Genomic DNA, 19,207 nt, shown 5'->3' with positions numbered 1-19,207 from the left:
TCACATACATCTTTACCTTCATACTTACCCACCAACGGAATTAGTACCACAAAACCGTCGCCTTGAACTCATCAGGCTGCACGGCTCCCTCCCTAGCAAATAATCGCTTTCAATTGGATTAAAAGATATTTAGTTAGACTACCCAAAAGTACTAGTACAAAGGGCGGGTTAAATGTTTTTAAGCTGTTAACCCTATGTATGATCAATTTTACCGAAATGTTTTTTGTTAAGTTTTATCAAGGATTCATCAATATAAAAACAAGTTGGCAGCCACAGGCTCGCAAGTTGGGAGCCTGGCCGCTAGTACGTTTCGATTTTTCGGCTCCGTTTAGGACAATTGATCGTCAGGGAAGCATATGCGTTATCGAGCATTTTTACTCGCACTCTTCTTCAGCTCAAGCCTTACTATGGCCAATACCGAGCTTGAAATTAGTGGCTTGGTCATTGACAGAACTCTCACCCGTTTTGGTAAAGATTTTAACTATTACTATTCCAGTTATTGGCGCGATTTACCTTTCACCCAAGGCTATAACGTCACCTTAACCGAAACTGTATACCCGCAGGCGGGCACAAGGCTCACTTTATCGATTAATGGCCAGCAAATATATGCCACACACTTTGGCCGCCGGAACAACCCAATTAAGGAAAGCGCAGAACAAGCCATTTTAGTCACCATTGACTACATGGCCCAAGTGCAGGCCAATGCGATCGCGGCTGGGCTTGCAGAGCAAGAAAATGGACTATAAAAATAAGGCGAACCCAATGAAAAATAAACTCTACATGCTATTTGCCAGCATTTTGATTGTGGCAAGTAGCAACGCGACCGAACTCATCTATACGCCGGTAAACCCTAGCTTTGGCGGCTCGCCACTCAATGGCACGTTTCTGTTAAATAAAGCCAATGCACAGAACGACCATACTTCGGCAACTTCAGAAAAAAGCTTTGTGACACGTTTTAAAGAATCGTTAGAGCGCAATATTATGAATACGATTACGCGTGGTGTCGCAACCGGAGACATTTCCGACGGCGTATACGATACAGGCGACTTTAGAATTGAAGTGGCGACTGTCGGCGATGGCGTAGTAATTACTATCACCAACTTACTCACCGGCGAAATTACGGTGATTGAAATGCCTGTGTATGGAGGGTAACACGATGAAGCGCTTTATCGTATTCCTTAGTATCACCCTGCTTGCAGGCTGTAGCATGGTGCCTAAGCCTGAATTTAATATTACACCGGCACAAATCAATCCAGTCAGCAAAACGATGAAAGCCATTCAGGCAAGGCCTGCACCCGCGATGCCTATCCCTGTTGCTGTATATTCATTTAGAGATCAAACTGGACAATATAAACCGCAGCAAAACGTGAGCTCTTTTTCAACCGCAGTCACCCAAGGTGCGACTTCAATGCTGATGCAAACCCTATTAGATACTCACTGGTTTGTACCGGTCGAACGAGAAGGGCTGCAAAACTTGCTCACAGAGCGAAAACTGGTCATTAATCGTCTGAAAACCAATACCAAGGGCAGTGATATTCCAGCGCTCACCGATGCTAGATTACTGCTAGAAGGCGGCATTGTCAGTTATGAAACCAATATCGGCACTGGTGGCGCTGGGCTGGAGTACTATGGCATAGGCGCCTCAGAGCGTTACCGCGAGGATCAAGTGACTGTGTATCTGCGCGCCATTGATGTCCATAGTGGCAAGGTTATGATGTCGATTTCTTCAAGTAAGCGCATTTTTTCCCAAGAGTTAAGAGCTGGGCTAATGCGCTTCACCAGCTTAAATCGTCTGGCAGAAGCTGAAATTGGCTACACCACCAATGAACCGGTGCAGCTCTGTGTCCTTCAAGCAATTGAGCTGGCGGTGGCAGAATTAGTCGACAAGGGGATTGAACAGGGCTATTGGTTACCTGCAAAAAACGCAGCACATGGGCCGCAAAATCAACCAAAGACCTAGTGATAAAGACCTAGATACAAATACCTAGGTATTAATACCTAGAAGAAAAGTCTAGCGCACTTGCGACTGCGAGCTAAAGCCCAGTCGCAAGTAGCCGCTGACAGTCATAGGGTCATTTTTCATGCTAGCCCTAGTATTAAATTAACATCTGTTTATATACGGATTAATTTGCTTTCATTAATGCTAAATTATTGGGTTAGATAGTGAGTAAATTGTCACCTTTTTGTGTCAGCCTAGCAGCATTACCACAAACAAGGTTAAGTTTGTTACTTGGCATCTTTGGCAAGGAAGTTAACAAACAAAGGATTGGATGAAAGCTTATGAAAACAGCAACAGAACTCATCTTTCTGCACGAAATTGCAGCGCCTTGCCACTTAGCGATCCTCGCCGAGTCCATCGGCCTCAAAACCCAGGTTTATAACCGGCTCAGTGATGCGTTGCAAACGCAACATACTGAACAATGTATATTTCTAGTCCCTCAACAAGGCGGTTCCTTAGACAATAAAGGCATGCCAACAGTCGTTGCAAAACTGATTGCGATTGCGCCTGTTGCCCTATATCAAGTCAAGCGAGGATCAATCGAAGCTGAATCGGCACTTTTGCTTGGACTAAGAGGGCTGCTCTATACCGACCAAGGCATGGACTTACTGATGACAGGCCTGAAACGAATGGCCGAAGGTGAGCTTTGGTTTGAACGACCATTGATAAGCCGAGCCTTTGAACGTTTAGTACAAAACAATGATGCTGACAACGGCCATTCGCAACAAGAAACATTGAGTATGTGGCAAGCATTAACCCAAAGAGAGCGCAGTATCATTCAGCTGGTTTCTAGCGGCGCGAGAAATAAAGAAATCGCCCACCGCCTTTGCATCAGCGAGCACACGGTTAAAGCGCATATCTCTTCAATTTTTCGTAAAACCCAGTCACGTAACCGGGTCGAACTTCTCAGGTGGTCGCAAAACTACCACTGTCACTTCTCCACTGCCTAAATCCCTGTTTATTTTTAACTTGAAGTGATTAAAAGCACACAAACTAGCTCTCAACGAGCAAACACCAAACAATAAAAAGGGAGCCGCAGCTCCCTTTTTCGTTACTCAAACCTAGTCGTTAATTTTGCGTAATTGTGGCTACATTGCCCTCACCAACTTGAGTGACAACAGCTGCATTTAATGAGCCCGCTTGCGAGCCATTGAGCATGTTACCGTTACCCACTTGGCTGAGCTCTAAGTAGTTATCACGGCCATCAACTTCAAACATATCAACGCCATTACCTGTACCCATTTGTGCTAAGTTTACCTGGTTGTTAGCACCGTCGACCAATAGCTGAACCATATTAAGCTCACCAACCTGTCCAATTGCCACCTGGTTTTCTGAGCCAAAAGCCCACGTTATCGCATAGTTGTTTTCACCCAAAACCGCCACACTGGTTTGGTTTCTACCTTCTCGATACTGGCCAACACCAACATAGTTATCAGACCCTGTTACCGCAATATTGGCCTGGTTAGCTACGCCACCTTGATAATTCTCAACCCTGTTGGCATCACCGATTACAGCTAAATTATTACCATTCGCCTCGCCAACCTGCCAAACATCTACATCATTGGCATAACCTCTTAGTAGTGCCACATTTGGCGCACCTACTACGTTATCCACACCATCTTGCATCACATTAAATGAATTCGCATCACCGGCGGCCATATCTAGCCTTGACATATTGCCTTCGCCATTTTGCGTCATCTCAACATAATTGCCGCTGCCTTCAAGATTGGTCAATTCCGTTTGGTTGAAACTTCCACTTTGAGTAACCACAAAACTATTGCTATCACCGACAATATTCTTCGCCAGCGAATAGTTACCTAGGCCATCCTGCGCCACATCCAATACGTTACCATTACCCTGGTTTCTATATGGTGAGCCTTCTTCATACATCACAGCATAGTTACCTTCACCACTTTGTTTGATGTAGCCACGGTTCCCCTCACCCTCCACATAGAATGCCGCTGCGTTATATAGGCCATCCTGACTGGTCTCAGAAAGGTTATTGACACCACTGACATCAATTTCAATGAAATTAGATTCGCCAACTTGGCTAATAGCCACTCGGTTTGCAATGCCAGCAGAATTCACTTGTGAACTTGAAAAAAGGCCTTGCTGTGAAACATCAACACGCTGCGCTTCACCCACTTGAGTGACTTGGGCGCTGTTAGCGACACCAGCTTGAGCAACAATTGCAACTTGCTCCGTCGCGGTGCCCATTGCGCTCACCTGCTCCACATGCGCAGAGTTGCCATCGGCAAAAGCTGTAGAAGATAAGCCAACGGCAATGGCGATTGCGAGTAACGATTTATTGGTTAGATTTTTCATATTCAACTCCAAAATAGGTACCGATATTTAGATGTAAAGGTTGAGGTTTTTAGTACTGCATTATGAAAATGGTTGCGTGATCAGATAGCTGCTCCACCGAAAAGCGAGCGCCACCAAATTGCTGCAACCGAACTTGGTTGCCATCGCCAAATTGGCTGATGTTGGTTTGGTTTTCTTGATTGGCTTGAAGTAGCCGTACTTGATTACCTGTGCCATATTGCTGCACTTTGGCACTGTTTTTTGCTGACCACTGGGTAAGGCTAACTTGGTTTTTCATCCCCACCTGAGCCACACTCAACTGGTTCTCTTGACCAAGTTGTTGGGATACCAACTGGTTTTTCAAACCAGATTGCAACAATACTGCGCTATTTCGTGCACCATATTGCAAAAGATAAGCTTGATTATTGTGTCGCCCTTGCTCCAACAACAGTTGCAGGGGCAAAGAAAGCTCTGTTTCAAACTCTATTGGAATATCACTGGCGCAAGTTAAAAACGGTAAGCCCAGAATTGACGTAATAAGATAGGGAAACAGCCGTAACCAATTTTTGATTTTGACTTGCATATATCTGTCCTTATGCACTTTTCCTTGTACATACAATGGGGTTAAGCCGCCATGACAAACTGCAATTTGTTGGTAAGGCGTATAGAAAACCCGCATCTTTTGGTCACTCAAATTTACAACTTATTCACCTATAGACCATCAGAATAAGGTCTATTTATTTGTTACATATTCATCTGAAAGCAATCAATGCTTTCGAATGTTAAGAGTATGTTTTTAAATAAATTTTAACGCAAAAAAGACCGTCCCCCTCTTTTGTACTAGTGCAATTGAATTAGCACATAAGCGTACAAATCAAAAGCTACGCAAATACCCGTCAAAGCTGAGCACCATATCGCTTTTCTTTTGTTCAAATTTTGTTAGGCAAGGTTATAAGGAACGTCAGTATGTCAACTCGCACTGATTTACACCCTCTTTGTGTGTTTTTTTACAGGATCGGAGCTGAGTCGCTTGAGAGGGGCTAGATAAGCCGTTATGGTGTGGCAATAATTAAAATAACTTTTTAAATCAGTTGATAGGAAGGATATCTCCTTGGAAATAAAAGCGCTTACTCTACTCGGCTGTCTATCTCTATTTTCGACAAACCAAACGTTGGCCGCGGATCAAACTCAAGAGCCTGCAACCCCGCTACAAAGCAAAAAAGCACTATTGGTACAGTGGATGCAAGGTCACTTCAATAGCGAGCAGCAATCCATTGATGACAAAGACTTCTTTAATATTCATCTGAATATGAAACAGATTTGGCCTCAATACCGCGACTCATGGCTATATGTAGAGCAAGCCGCGGCGTCGCACCTTTATAAGCCATATCGTCAACGGGTATATCGAGTCACTGCATTATCAGAGACCAAATTCGCCAGTAAAGTCTATACTTTTGACAACCCACTCAGCTTTGCTGGTGCTTACAAAAAAGAAGCGCCATTTGCATCGTTAACACCAAAAGATTTAACTGAAAAGCAGGGTTGCACCGTATTTTTAACTTGGGACGAAGCCAGTCAAAGCTTTTCAGGTTCTACGGATAAAAAGTCTTGTTTGAGTCAATTACGCGGGGCAACTTACGCAACTTCAGAGGTGACAGTCACGGCAGACAAAATTGTCAGTTGGGATCGTGGTTGGAACGGTGATGATCAACAAGTCTGGGGCGCGGTTAAATCTGGCTACGAGTTTTTGAAGCGTTAAATTGCATCTTTAAATCAACCATTATGTGTGGACGACTAAATATAATTGATGACCGGTTTGTACAGGCTTTAATGCGCGAAATGAAAGTATGCAATCCAGCTGAGCTGCAAACTGGTCGATTTAAAATGCCCACCCATGATATCAGTATCGTGCGTGAAGTTGACGGCGTTCGTCAGTTGCAAACCGCCAATTGGTGGTTGTTACAAGACGCCACCGCCGAAGGGTTTAAGCCTAGCCGTTACACTTCATTTAATAGCCGATTTGACAAGCTTAACCAAAAAGGCAGCGCGAGTTATCTTCCCTATCGCCACAGCCGTTGCGTGGTTGTAGCCCGTGGTTTTGGCGAAACTCAAAAGCAGCAAGGGAAGTCACGTTATTTCGACTTTATCGCACAAGATTGTGCCATCGCTTTTGCGGGGCTTTTTCGGCAATGGCAACATCCCCATACTGGCACGCTCATGACTTCCTGCTCCATCATTACTTTACCGCCCGAGCCAAACCTGCAGCCTTATCACAGCAAAGCGAGCCCAATGATTTTACCAAACGATAACCAAAGCCTTGCTGCATGGCTGTCGCCTACAAATCAATCCGTATCTAACTTTGATTCATGGTTGCAACCCAATTTACGCCACTCTTTTGTTGGTCAAGAAATAACAAAGCCAAGTGAGCCTATGCCGCTTGGCTCCCCGTTTCAACTTGGAGACACTCAAATACCATCACAAAGTCACCAACAAGGTCGACTTTTTTAAAAAGTGAACAATAGAACAATGGAGGGGCTATACCTTTGGCAGCAATGCTTGCAACGTCTGCTGCTGATTGAGGGCACTTTTGAATAGGGTAAATTGATTCCGTGCACGATCTAAATTGTGCGTCGCATATTCAGTTTGAAAATACAAATCACCATTGAGGTAATCTGTTAAAAATCGCACCGCAAGTTCAAGAATAACCAGCTTTACGCCGAGCCAAAGACTTTGTACTTCTCGCGGGACAATCACACCTTGGAGTGCTGCAACATATGCTTGTGCTAAAGCGGCAAAAGCACCGGGCTTGATAAATATATCATCAAACTTTTGCATATCTTCTTTGTTACTGGCACACATAGCGCGCACCATGTCACCAAAATCGTACATGAGATATCCGGGCATACAAGTATCCAGATCGATTACGGCTAAGGGTTCATTCCGAGATTGTTTAAAGAGCATATTATTGAGCTTGGTATCGTAGTGACAAATCCGCATCGGTAAGTCAACTAAACATGCTTTTAGTTCAGCCAGCAAAATTTGTTGTGACTGCGCAAAATCACACCAGTCTCGGGCTCGGTTCAAGCGTTCATTGTCAGCACTTTCTATAGCTGCTTGTAGTTGCTGCAAGCGATGAGGTAAATGATGAAAGTGAGGGATCACTTCGTTGATGCAACTTGAATCCAATGTCGATAAAGCCGCACAGAATTGACCAAAAGCCGTTGCCGCAGCAGCAATTTGCGCATTGGACTGCGGGACAGTATATGCGTCACTTTCAGCAACGTACGTCATTGCGCGCCAAAAACCCAGTTGTGGGTGAGTCACAAAGTATTCCCCCGCTCGCGTAGCAATGGGTTGCACAACGACCATTGGATAACGGCCTTGTTGTTGCAAAGCGAGCAACTGCTGTGAAATTTTCACCGCATTATTCACAACGGCCTTGGGGTTTGGAAAAACATGAGAATTGATGCGTTGCAAAACCATTTGAGTATGCGCAAGAGAGACTAAATAGGTTTGGTTAATCAAACCATCTCCAAGTGGCTGTATGCTTGCTTGTTCATTGGTATTCACGTTACCGCTTGCTGAAATCCCCGGATGGGGCTCTCTTTTATCTAAGACATAGTGCGGCAAAATAAGTTGACGAATTGCTTTTAAATCCGGTCTATCCATATATCCTCTAGCCTGCTCGCTGTGACTCCGATTGACTGCACTACTGAATTAGCGCAGCAAAGTCATCCACTTTGGCCAAAGCCGCTTGGCTGCCTTTTAGGCTGAAGCGATAACCGCATATTCTTAGATTGCCTCGAAGTGCAACATCTTTAACCACGGCTTGGGTATCTAGCGGGCTAAAGCGAGCTTCAGTCGTGCCTTGCTCAGTCAGGGCAACGTCAAGCGGGCGATATCGACTACCATTATTAAACTCCGCATAGGCGCAACTCTTGTCGCCTTCGGCTGAAGCTAAATCCCATAATTGACTAGCAGCCCCTTCTTCTCCTAACCAGTGCAATACTAGAACTCGCCCTTGAAGTTGCAGACCCAGTCCATCCGGTAACTTTGCTTGAGCAGTCACCGCACGCTGTTGTTTCGTTTCTAAATGTAAAGATTGCTGCTCAGTGCTTGCTTCAAGCTGCGCCGAATCAAGTGGCTGGGCATGTTGTGGCCACAAACCTATCGTCGTGGCGATCAACAATAATCCAACGCAGCCCGCTGCCAATTTATTTTGGTGTAACAAAACCTGCTGCAGCCAAACAGGGGTGGCGTTCGCTTGACGAGAGTCATACTGTCTTTGTGAAGCCGCATTACATTCAGCTTCAGATGGCATCTGCACGGACTCGTTTAAAATCGATGGTTCAGTATATTTAGAAGAGGCATTTTCATCGACGGGGTGACCCACATGCGAAGACTCTCCTTGCGCAATAATCGGCTCAACTCGCTCCCGAGGAGCCCGATTGTTCGCCTTTTTCGGAACATTTTCGTTCGCCGGGCCATCATAGCCCAATACGTACTGCCTCGGCGTTGAAGCAGGCAAAATGGCCAGCAATCCACTGAGCGACAAGCCAACCACTAAAAAAAGTAATTGTAACCAAATGGCCGCATCAAGCGCCCCAAGCAACGCTAACAAAACCGGTGAACCAACGGCTGCCACCAAAGGCACTGCGGTTTTGGTTTGGCTCACATTGGCATCTTGCGCACGACGCCATGCAGAGAGTGCAACGGCAACAATGAGGAAAGCCGCAACAAAGAAAAGTACACCCACATGAACAAAAAGAGACAGCAAAAAGATCAAGACATGGGCGACAAGCGCGACTACAGCAAAGCGCACCTTTGAGTCATGCCCTTGAATACATATAAAAGGCTTCAACAAAATAACTTACCTACCAAAATTCAAAATGAAGCGCAGGCTCAATCGCCCGGCACGGAATAAATGCACCTGAAGACTAACCAATTTCCCATGTTTTGTCAGTGACTATTCGGTGATATCAATCTTAGATAAACCGAGTTTCATCGAAGTTGTGATTATCCCTAGCGAGAGTTGGTCAAGTTTCGATATAATGGCTCGCTAAAGCTAAATAACAGCTCTTGAAGGGCTGGCTGACACTACAACTCTCGGATATATACTCATGACCGCACGCGGCAACCTATTTATTGTATCGGCACCCAGTGGTGCAGGTAAGTCTTCTCTTATCTCTGCGTTATTGCAGGATAAACCCGCTGATATGCAGGTTTCTGTTTCACACACCACCCGTGCGATGCGTCCCGGTGAAGTGAATGCTGAACATTATCATTTTGTGTCGGTCGACGAGTTTAAAGCGCTCATTGAACAAGGGGCGTTTTTCGAATGGGCCGAAGTTTTTGGCAACTACTATGGCACGTCAAGAACCGTCATTGAGCAAACACTCGCCAACGGTATTGATGTGTTTTTGGATATCGATTGGCAAGGGGCTCAACAAGTCAAAGCCGTCATGCCTGAAGCCATTGGCATTTTCATTTTGCCACCGTCTCGCGAAGAGTTGGCGAGCCGTTTATCTGGCCGCGGTCAAGACAGCCAAGCGGTGATTGATTCACGTATGGCACAGTGTGTCTCTGAAATGTCACACTATAATGAATATGAGTTTGTTATTGTAAATGACGACTTTGACAGTGCGCTGACTGATTTCAAAGCAATTATTCGTAGCCAAAGGCTCACTCAAGCTAGTCAGATCCACACCCACAATGATATGCTTAACGATCTGTTGGCAGATTAGTTGCCTTCATGTATAATTTTGCGTCATTTTTTCCTATCCATAACTTTGGAGTTTTACCACATGGCTCGCGTAACTGTAGAAGACGCCGTTGAACAAATCGGCAACCGTTTTGACATGATCCTGGTTGCAGCGCGTCGTGCTCGCCAAATTGCTGTTCAGGGTAAAGACCCAATGGTAGAAGAGCAAAACGATAAGCCAACTGTATTGGCTCTTCGTGAAATCGAGCTAGGCTTAGTCACAGCTGACACCCTAGACGCTGATGAGCGTCAAACTGTACGTGAACGCGAAGCTGCTGAAATTGCAGCGGTTGCAGCAATAGCTGAAGGCCGTTCACTGTAAGGAGTAGCGCCACTTGTACCTGTTTGAAAGTCTTAACGAATCCGCCAGCAAGTATCTAGACGCTGAGCAAATTGATCTTCTCAAGCAGGCTTATCGAGTCGCAAGAGATGCCCATGAAGGGCAAATGCGAACAAGTGGCGAACCCTACATTACCCACCCCGTTGCGGTTGCGTGCATTTTGTCGGATATGCGTCTTGATCACGAGACCTTGATGGCTGCTTTGCTGCACGACACCATTGAAGATACCCACGTCACGAAGCAAGACTTAGCCGAATTATTCGGTGAGTCTGTTGCAGAGTTAGTCGAGGGCGTCTCGAAACTAGACAAGCTAAAGTTCCGCGATAAGAAAGAAGCGCAAGCTGAAAACTTCCGCAAAATGATGATGGCCATGACTCAAGATATTCGAGTCATCCTCATTAAGCTTGCCGACCGTACACATAATATGCGAACGCTTGGCGCATTGCGTCCAGATAAACGTCGTCGTATCGCCCGTGAAACCCTCGAGATTTATGCCCCCATTGCCAATCGCCTTGGTATTCATAATATTAAGACTGAGCTAGAAGACTTAGGTTTTCAGGCCTACTACCCGATGCGTCATCGTGTCTTAAAAGAGGTCGTTAAGGCTGCTCGCGGTAATCGTAATGAACTCATCGAAGGGATTGAAGGCGCCATCAAAACCCGTCTAGAAGACGTGGGGTTTGAAGGTCGTGTGAAAGGACGGGAAAAAAACTTATTCTCCATCTATAACAAGATGCAGAGTAAAGAGCTCCAGTTTCAAGAAGTCATGGATATCTACGCCTTTCGTGTCATCGTTGAAGACATCGACATGTGCTATCGCGTAATGGGTGCCATGCACGGGCTGTATAAGCCAAGACCCAACCGCTTTAAAGATTATATTGCTATCCCGAAAGCCAACGGCTATCAATCTTTGCATACCTCATTATTTGGCCCGCACGGGGTACCTGTTGAAATTCAGATCCGTACCAAAGATATGGATTTGATGGCAGATAAAGGGGTTGCTGCGCACTGGATTTATAAAGGCGGAAGCCAGCCAAGTGGAACCACTGCGCAAGTTCGTGCCCGTAAGTGGATGCAAAGTTTGCTTGAATTACAGCAAAGCGCCAGCACTTCATTTGAATTTGTAGAAAACGTAAAAACCGAACTGTTCCCCGAAGAAATCTATGTGTTTACCCCAGATGGTCGCATTTTAGAACTCCCAGTGGGTGCAACTGCAGTCGACTTCGCTTACGAAGTACATACAGACGTCGGTAACACCTGTGTTGGTGCTCGAATTAACCGTCAATCTTACCCGCTGAGCCAACCGCTTATCTCAGGCCAAACCGTCGAGATCATTAATACTAAAGGGGCTAAACCCAATGCCGCTTGGTTGAACTTTGTCGTGACTGGTAAAGCCCGTGCGAAGATCCGTCAGACCTTAAAAAGCCTGACCGCCCATGACGCGATAAGTTTAGGCAAACGTCTTCTAAACCACGCATTGAACCCCAAGAAGATTTCAGATATTACTGAAGAACAGATTAACAGGGTCATTGAAGCCACGAAACACAAGAGCTTTGATGAACTTCTTGCTGACGTGGGGTTAGGCAATGCCATGAGCATTGTGGTGGCAAAACGTCTACTTGGCGATGAAATCGAGTCAAGAGAGCATAAAGAATCCAATCTGATGCCGATTCGCGGTGCAGAAGGCATGCTTGTCACTTTCGCCAATTGTTGCCGCCCGATCCCAGGGGATGCGGTTATCGCGCATGTCAGCCCAGGTAAAGGTTTGGTGGTACATATGGAGAATTGTGCCAACATCCGCGGTTATCAAAGCGAGCCTGATAAATATATCCCAGTACATTGGGACAATGTTGAAGGTGTCGAATATCAAGCGAATTTGCGTGTCGAGTTGGTGAACCATCAGGGCGCGCTCGCAAAAATCACTTCTATTGTTGCATCTGCGGGCTCAAACATTCATAACTTGAGCACCGAAGAACGCGATGGTCGCGTGTATATGATTAACCTGCGCATCTCGGTAACGGATCGAATTCATTTAGCAAACGTAATGCGTCGTATCCGCGTATTACCCGAGGTATTAAGAACCTCCCGTAACCGCTAAAGAAATAATTCCAAGCATACAATATAAAAATCGACAAAAATGAGTGAGGGACAATCTATGGCTGACAAAATCATTATCGCAACAGACAAAGCCCCGCAGGCTATTGGCACCTATTCACAAGCTGTCAAAGTTGGCAATACGGTTTATCTTTCAGGGCAGATCCCATTAGTTCCCGAGACGATGGAAATGGTCAGCGATGATTTTGCTGCACAGGTTGTACAGGTTTTTGAAAACCTAACAGCAGTGACTCAAGCTGCAGGTGGTTCATTGCAAAACATCGTCAAACTCAATATCTATATGACCGATCTAAGCAACTTTGCCACAGTCAACGAAGTCATGAGTCGCTACTTCAGTCAGCCTTACCCAGCTCGTGCTGCTGTGGGTGTCAAACAGCTACCAAAAGATTCGTTGGTTGAAATGGATGGTGTCATGGAGCTATAGCCCAACACCATCAAGAAAAGGGCGCTGAGCGCCCTTTTTTAATGCTACAAAATATTCTAATTTCCACATTGAATTCGATAGATATAAACCATTGAGTTAGTCGCATGAGTCCAGAACGCCTTCAACGCATAAATCAAATGTTAGATAACCGCCAGCCAGATCTCACGGTATGTCTTGATAAGGTCCATAAGACCAATAATATTGCCGCTGTCATCCGAACTGCTGATGCCATTGGCATTCATCAAGTGCATGCGGTGTGGCCAGATATCGAAATGCGCGTTTCTGGCAATACAGCTTCAGGAAGCCAACAATGGGTGAAAACCATTAAGCACTACCATTTTAGTGAAGCCGCTGAACAATTTAAACGCCAGGAAATGCAAGTGGTCGTGACCAACTTTTCAGAGTCAGCTGTCGACTTTAGAGAAATCGATTACACCAAACCCACCGCAATCGTGCTTGGCAACGAACGGGATGGTGTGAGTGCTGAAGCCATCGCACATGCCGATCATCAAGTAAAAATCCCGATGATTGGGATGGTGCAATCACTCAATGTATCTGTCGCGGCAGCGTTAATGATGTATGAAGCTCAACGACAGCGACAACTGGCCAACTTATACGGACAACGCAAACTTGATGAGGCCTATTGTCAAACCAAACTATTTGAGCAAGGTCATCCGATTTACGCGAAAGCGTGTCGCCGAAAAGGGATCCCTTACCCTGCCATTGACCCCCTAGGTCAAATCGTTGCCGACGCTTGTTGGTGGGAAAGAATGCGCGCGCCTGATCCAGATGCAGAACCAGAATAGCCTGCAACAAACATTAATTTTGTACTTTTTCTTAATTATTTTTAAAACGTTCTTTTAAACATAGCTAGTGCGGGCAATCCGCTCTAGCTCTAGAGCATCGCCGCAATTTAAACACCTGTTCGATTCATAATGTCGAAACATCAGCGAAACCGACACCCGCCACACCTCTCAATTGCCCAAAAAACTTGCGATAGATCACAAATATTCCCATACTGGTCTGAGTTCTAATAAGAAAAATAAATGGAATGATAAATGGAAGCACTCATGACACAGCCAGTGGAAACGCCAATGACAGAGCACATTACCACACCCGTTGAAATGTTAGGACGTTGGGTAGAAACCCAAGGTGACCAAGTTTATTTAAGACAACCCATTGATGGCCAGTATAAGGATTTCACTTGGCAGCAGGTACAAAGCCAGGTGCAGCAGATTGCCGGCGCACTTCGTCACCTTGGCTTCCAACCTGGAGACAAAATAGGCCTTCTATCTAAGAACTGCGCAGAGTGGTTTATCATCGATTTAGCCTTGATGCATGGCGGCTATATTAGCGTACCGATTTATCCAACAGCCAATGCAGATACCATTAACTATGTATTGGAGCATAGTGGTGCAAAAGCAATTTTTGTTGGCAAACTCGATTACTGGGCTGAACAAGAAGCCGGCGTTGGCGGTGAGCTGTTACGAATCGCACTGCCCTATGAAACAATGCCCGCTCAGTATCATTGGGAACAACTATTGGAACTTGGAGAGCCGCTCGTCGAAGCGCCGTTACCAACAGCGGAACAAATTATGACGCTGATATATACCTCGGGTTCCACCGGCAAACCTAAAGGCGCTATCCAAACCTTCCACGCCTATTCTGAAACCTGTAAAGCGGTGGTTAGAGATTTAAAAACCACCCCCAAAGATCGGCTTTTATCATATCTACCTTTAGCACACATTACAGAACGTGTTGCAATTCAAGGGTCATCTTTTTATTCCGGCAGCCAAGTCGCCTTTGTCGAAAGCCTAGACAGCTTCGTGGACGATATTCAACGCGCTCGACCCACGGTATTTTTCTCCGTGCCACGCTTATGGAGCTTGTTCCAAAAGAACATTGTCGACCGCATCGGTTACAAACGGCTCAATATGCTGCTAAAAATTCCAATTCTTAGCAGTATTGTGAAACGCAAAATCCGTGAAGGTCTTGGACTACAGCATTGCCATTTATTAGGCTCTGGCTCAGCACCTATCCCACCATCTCTCGTCACTTGGTATCACAAGATTGGACTGAATATCAGTGAAGCATGGGGCATGACTGAAAACTGTGCATACTCGATTATCAACTACCCATTTGATGCCAGCAAAATTGGCAGCGTAGGACGCGCAGTTGAAGGCTGTGAGATCAAACAAGCTGACAACGGCGAGTTATTAGTGAAATCTGCCGGCCTCATGAGTGCTTACTATCTAGAACCAGAAGTCACACAATCGGCTTTTGATGACGAAGGCTTCTTCCATACCGGTGATTTATGTGAAATTGATGCTGATGGTTGCGTCACGATTACAGGCCGAACCAAAGACAATTTTAAAACCAGCAAAGGCAAATACGTTGCACCGGTTCCCATTGAGCGTAAGTTAGCCCAAGATCCTCATGTTGAACTCATTTGTGTCATTGGTGCAGGCCTACCGCACCCGATTGCATTGGTACAGCTTTCAGAAGGCGCGGCATTGCAACCCAGAGAAGAAGTACGGGTTTCTCTGCAGCAAACCCTAGATAGCGTCAATCCACATTTAGAGTCTCATGAAACCGTTGATGCAATTGTCATTGCGACAGACGAGTGGACGATTGAAAATGAAGTGCTCACCCCAACTTTGAAAATAAAACGGCACGTGTTGGAAAAACAATTCAATAACTTGGTCGATGGTACACGCGGTCGAGTGGTTCGTTGGCAAGATGAAATTTAAAGATTAAACCTTGTCGTTATCAAAGCACGCTCACCGCGTGCTTTTTTGTGCTTGAACCATGCTCCCATGAATAATGAACGACTTTTGTCACCTTCAAGTCATGACCTTTTATCTGAAGCCATTTCAAAACTTGTCGCGAGCAATCGTGTGGATGCAGCACGGATCGCAAAACAAAAATGCTGGTTGTAAATCCTTGACCGAATTCATACGCAACACTCAAACCCAATAACATAAATTATGCCGACACGACTGATTGAAGGACGGACAATATTAGCAGAGATTGCCTAAAACTGAGACTCTGTTAATATATGTATATATTTACAGTGATTGAGTGGTAATGCATTGCAACAGCTGGATCTTATGCCCATCACCGACCTCAAAGGGGTCGCGAAGAAAGTAGCGGAGAAACTCTCGAAGCTAGGCATTCGAACGGTTCAAGATTTACTATTCCACCTGCCCTTACGCTACGAAGACAGAACCCAAATTTACCCCATCGCTGCTCTTTATCCTGGGAGCTATGGCACCGTTGCAGGGACAATTCAAGCCACCCAAATCATTCCGGGCCGCAAACGTATGCTCACCTGCACGATTCGCGATGAAACCGGCCCCATGACGTTGCGATTTTTCAATTTTTCGATGGCACAAAAAAACAGCATGCAAGCCGGCATGCACATCCGCGCTTATGGTGAAATAAAAGCAGGCAAACACCAATTAGAAATCATTCATCCCGACTACAAAATCAGTTCAAATGAAAGCCAAGTCGAACTGAGTGACACGCTCACCCCAGTTTATCCAACAACCGAAGGGCTAAAGCAAGCCAGTTGGATTAAGCTGACAGAGCAAGCACTCACATTGCTCAATCAAGGGGCGCTTGCGGAACTCCTCCCTGAAACCTTACAACCCAATCACCTTTCATTGGGCCAAGCGATTCACACATTACATCGTCCCCCCAACGATGTGGTGCTGTGGGAGCTAGAGCAAGGTCAACATCCAGCTCAACAACGGCTGATACAAGAGGAGTTGCTTGCCCATAATCTAGGCATGCTCAAATTAAGACAAAAAAGCAACCAAGACCTAGCAAAGCCAATGACGGCAAGCGGACAATTGCTCAACCCGTTCATCAATACGCTGCCTTTTAAACCCACAAATGCACAGCAACGAGTCGTTTCAGAAATTGCCCATGATCTTGAACAGCCGATTCCCATGATGCGCCTTGTCCAGGGGGACGTCGGCTCCGGCAAAACACTTGTGGCCGCCATGGCTGCACTTCAGGCCATTGAAAATGGCTATCAAGTGGCAATGATGGCTCCAACTGAACTCCTCGCAGAGCAACACGCGCATAACTTTAATGAGTGGTTTGAACCACTAGGCTTGAAAGTGGGCTGGCTCGCTGGAAAATTAAAAGGGAAAATCAGGGCTCAATCTTTAACTGAGATCGAAAACGGCGAAGCACACATGGTGATCGGCACGCACGCTATATTTCAAGAACAAGTGCGTTTTAAGAAATTGGCCCTGATTATTATTGATGAACAACACCGTTTTGGCGTCCATCAGCGGCTTGAGTTACGAGAAAAAGGCATTCATCAAGGTTACCATCCACATCAGCTCATTATGACCGCCACGCCCATCCCTAGAACGCTAGCAATGACAGCCTACGCAGATTTGGATACCTCTATTATTGATGAGTTACCTCCAGGCAGAACGCCAGTGACAACCGTCGCTGTCGCTGACAGTCGTCGTGAAGAAGTGATTGATCGCGTGCGTCATGCTGCACTGAATGCTCAAAGACAAACTTACTGGGTTTGCACCCTAATCGAAGAGTCAGAAGCTTTAGAGTGCCAAGCAGCGGAGGATACAGCTCAAGCTTTGCAGCAAGCTTTACCTGAGCTCAAAGTCGCCTTAGTTCACGGCCGAATGAAGCCCACAAAAAAACAAAGCATTATGGCTGACTTTAAAGCTGGCACCATCGATTTACTGGTTGCAACCACCGTAATTGAAGTTGGTGTTGATGTACCCAATGCCAGCTTAATGATTATTGAGAATCCTGAGCGCCTTGGTTTGGCTCAATTGCACCAACTACGAGGACGTGTTGGCCGAGGTGCGGTCGCCAGTCATTGTGTCTTGATGTATAAAGCTCCGCTCTCAGCAACAGCAACGAAAAGGCTCGGTGTACTGCGACAGAGTAATGATGGCTTTGTTATCGCGCAGCAAGATTTAGAAATTCGCGGACCGGGTGAAGTTTTAGGAACACGGCAAACCGGTTTGGTTGATATGAAGGTCGCCGATTTAGTTCGAGATCAAGCACTGATCCCTCATATTCAAAAACTCGCACAACATATTATGCAAGCTACGCCACAGAATGTAGACGCGATTATAGATCGCTGGCTAGGAAATAGAGAACAATACGTTCAAGCTTAATCACGAAATGCTAAATCACAGCCAATGCTGAAACAATTCGAAAACAAATATCCCCTAATATAGGGCGCAAGATGCTAGACCCTGCTCTTGTAAGTCTGCAGAATAAAACCGCGCACAATAATAGTGTGCCATGAAAAAGGAAAACCAATGCAAGCCAATCAGCAAGATCGAAGTACACCCTCTAATACTTCAGATGGCCCCAACAATATGTCAATTACCGTGATTGCGGGTGTATTTATGATCTGTATTGGCGCTTACTACGCAATCACCTCTGAAAACCCAAAAACAGAATCACGCCAAGAAGCAGTTGTCGTCGAAGTGCCTGATCCAGCTCCAGCAGAGCCGTTACCTACAGAAGTTGACTTGCCTGAGCCAGAAACAGCGGTCACACCGCCAGTTGAAGCAACAAGCAGCCCGGCCCCTGAAGAGCCCCAAACCGAAGCCGCAAGCGAAGAGCCAACAACTCCACCTCTACCTAAACTAGCTCAAAGTGACGCCTTTGTTGAGAAAGAGCTTGAATCGATTACCAATGGCATGTCAGTTTCATCGCTTCTGGTGCCAGAAAATATCGCCCGCCAATTTGTTGTTTTTGTCGATAACCTTGCTCAAGGTGAGCTGGCCAGAAAAGTAAGCCCAATGGCGGGGCCGAAACAGAAATTTACCGTTGCAGATATCACCAACAAAACTTATCTCAATCCCGATAGCTTCCATCGCTATGATATTTATGCCGATCTATTAGCTGGAATTGATCTAAATGCACTTGCAAATAGCTACGTCACTATCGCCCCATTACTTGATGAAGCATACGCCGAGCTTGGATATGGCGATGTGCTATTTGCCCAGCGCCTCGAGCAAGCGATAGAAGTAATGCTTGATGCTCCAATCATCGAAGATCCGATCGAATTAGATGGTGTGAGTGTCAACTATCAATTTGTCGACCCTGCGTTAGAGGCACTGCCCAGTGCTCAAAAGCTAATGCTACGAATGGGGCCAGATAATGCACGCAAGGTGAAAGCATCGCTGAGACAAATCCGTAACGTAATCACCAACCCTTAACTGCGGACGCAAGACCAAGCAAGCGTTATTCGCCATCATA

Annotated in this window: 18 protein-coding genes and 1 pseudogene; 15 read left to right on the top strand and 4 right to left on the bottom strand. The window is 45.8% G+C overall.

Annotated features, from left to right (window positions below; genetic code table 11):
- Positions 1-356: 356 nt before the first annotated feature.
- From IEY18_RS10280 to IEY18_RS10265, 4 genes are all read left to right on the top strand, one after another.
- Positions 357-746, top strand: a complete 390-nt coding sequence (locus IEY18_RS10280; RefSeq protein WP_188920451.1) for a curli production assembly/transport protein CsgE — start codon at positions 357-359, stop codon at positions 744-746.
- A gap of 16 nt (positions 747-762) precedes the next feature.
- On the top strand, positions 763-1,152 hold the full coding sequence (locus IEY18_RS10275; protein WP_188920449.1) for a curli assembly protein CsgF: 390 nt from the start codon (positions 763-765) through the stop codon (positions 1,150-1,152).
- Between the two features lie 4 nt (positions 1,153-1,156).
- The gene (locus IEY18_RS10270) at positions 1,157-1,960 is read left to right on the top strand and encodes a CsgG/HfaB family protein (RefSeq protein WP_188920447.1); all 804 of its coding nucleotides are present in this window, start codon (positions 1,157-1,159) and stop codon (positions 1,958-1,960) included.
- 320 nt (positions 1,961-2,280) lie between these two features.
- On the top strand, positions 2,281-2,949 hold the full coding sequence (locus IEY18_RS10265) for a response regulator transcription factor (protein WP_188920445.1): 669 nt from the start codon (positions 2,281-2,283) through the stop codon (positions 2,947-2,949).
- A 118-nt stretch (positions 2,950-3,067) separates the two neighbouring features.
- On the opposite strand, the gene IEY18_RS10260 is transcribed toward IEY18_RS10265, so the two are convergent.
- Positions 3,068-4,324: a hypothetical protein gene (locus tag IEY18_RS10260; RefSeq protein ID WP_188920444.1), complete on the bottom strand. Its 1,257-nt coding sequence runs from the start codon at positions 4,322-4,324 to the stop codon at positions 3,068-3,070.
- Between the two features lie 49 nt (positions 4,325-4,373).
- Positions 4,374-4,886: a curlin gene (locus IEY18_RS10255; RefSeq protein WP_188920441.1), complete on the bottom strand. Its 513-nt coding sequence runs from the start codon at positions 4,884-4,886 to the stop codon at positions 4,374-4,376.
- 528 nt (positions 4,887-5,414) lie between these two features.
- On the opposite strand from IEY18_RS10255, the gene IEY18_RS10250 reads away from it, so the two are divergent.
- Complete coding sequence (locus IEY18_RS10250; RefSeq protein ID WP_188920439.1) at positions 5,415-6,062, top strand: chromophore lyase CpcT/CpeT; 648 nt, start codon at positions 5,415-5,417, stop codon at positions 6,060-6,062.
- Positions 6,063-6,085: 23 nt separating this feature from the next.
- Positions 6,086-6,811, top strand: coding sequence for an SOS response-associated peptidase family protein (locus tag IEY18_RS10245; protein ID WP_188920437.1), 726 nt, complete (start codon positions 6,086-6,088; stop codon positions 6,809-6,811).
- A 27-nt stretch (positions 6,812-6,838) separates the two neighbouring features.
- Here the strand turns inward: IEY18_RS10245 and IEY18_RS10240 are convergent, their stop codons facing one another.
- Both IEY18_RS10240 and IEY18_RS10235 read right to left on the bottom strand, forming a co-directional pair.
- Positions 6,839-7,972, bottom strand: coding sequence for an aminoglycoside phosphotransferase family protein (locus IEY18_RS10240; RefSeq protein ID WP_188920435.1), 1,134 nt, complete (start codon positions 7,970-7,972; stop codon positions 6,839-6,841).
- 40 nt (positions 7,973-8,012) lie between these two features.
- Positions 8,013-9,167 (bottom strand): hypothetical protein, encoded by a 1,155-nt coding sequence (locus IEY18_RS10235; protein ID WP_188920433.1) that lies wholly within the window; start codon positions 9,165-9,167, stop codon positions 8,013-8,015.
- Between the two features lie 256 nt (positions 9,168-9,423).
- On the opposite strand from IEY18_RS10235, the gene gmk reads away from it, so the two are divergent.
- From gmk to IEY18_RS10195, 9 genes and pseudogenes are all read left to right on the top strand, one after another.
- Positions 9,424-10,047 (top strand): guanylate kinase, encoded by a 624-nt coding sequence (gmk, locus tag IEY18_RS10230; RefSeq protein ID WP_188920431.1) that lies wholly within the window; start codon positions 9,424-9,426, stop codon positions 10,045-10,047.
- A gap of 60 nt (positions 10,048-10,107) precedes the next feature.
- On the top strand, positions 10,108-10,386 hold the full coding sequence (gene rpoZ / locus IEY18_RS10225; protein WP_188920429.1) for a DNA-directed RNA polymerase subunit omega: 279 nt from the start codon (positions 10,108-10,110) through the stop codon (positions 10,384-10,386).
- Positions 10,387-10,399: 13 nt separating this feature from the next.
- Positions 10,400-12,502, top strand: a complete 2,103-nt coding sequence (gene spoT, locus IEY18_RS10220; protein ID WP_188920427.1) for a bifunctional GTP diphosphokinase/guanosine-3',5'-bis pyrophosphate 3'-pyrophosphohydrolase — start codon at positions 10,400-10,402, stop codon at positions 12,500-12,502.
- Between the two features lie 57 nt (positions 12,503-12,559).
- The gene (gene ridA / locus IEY18_RS10215) at positions 12,560-12,943 is read left to right on the top strand and encodes a deaminase RidA (RefSeq protein WP_188920425.1); all 384 of its coding nucleotides are present in this window, start codon (positions 12,560-12,562) and stop codon (positions 12,941-12,943) included.
- Positions 12,944-13,047: 104 nt separating this feature from the next.
- Positions 13,048-13,749, top strand: coding sequence for a tRNA (guanosine(18)-2'-O)-methyltransferase TrmH (gene trmH / locus IEY18_RS10210; RefSeq protein ID WP_188920423.1), 702 nt, complete (start codon positions 13,048-13,050; stop codon positions 13,747-13,749).
- A gap of 288 nt (positions 13,750-14,037) precedes the next feature.
- Complete coding sequence (locus IEY18_RS10205; protein ID WP_188920583.1) at positions 14,038-15,693, top strand: AMP-binding protein; 1,656 nt, start codon at positions 14,038-14,040, stop codon at positions 15,691-15,693.
- 108 nt (positions 15,694-15,801) lie between these two features.
- A pseudogene (locus IEY18_RS17420) lies at positions 15,802-15,882 on the top strand (DNA-binding response regulator); the annotation flags it as partial.
- A gap of 153 nt (positions 15,883-16,035) precedes the next feature.
- Entirely contained in the window at positions 16,036-18,111 is a 2,076-nt protein-coding gene (gene recG, locus IEY18_RS10200; protein WP_188920421.1) for an ATP-dependent DNA helicase RecG, read from the top strand.
- Between the two features lie 147 nt (positions 18,112-18,258).
- Positions 18,259-19,167, top strand: coding sequence for a DUF3014 domain-containing protein (locus tag IEY18_RS10195; protein WP_188920419.1), 909 nt, complete (start codon positions 18,259-18,261; stop codon positions 19,165-19,167).
- Positions 19,168-19,207: the final 40 nt, after the last annotated feature.

The organism is Shewanella gelidii, from assembly GCF_014647855.1.
Classification (GTDB): Bacteria; Pseudomonadota; Gammaproteobacteria; order Enterobacterales; family Shewanellaceae; genus Shewanella; species Shewanella gelidii.
Note: the sequence above shows the minus strand (reverse complement) of the source record. Positions and strands in the feature narration are given on the sequence as shown.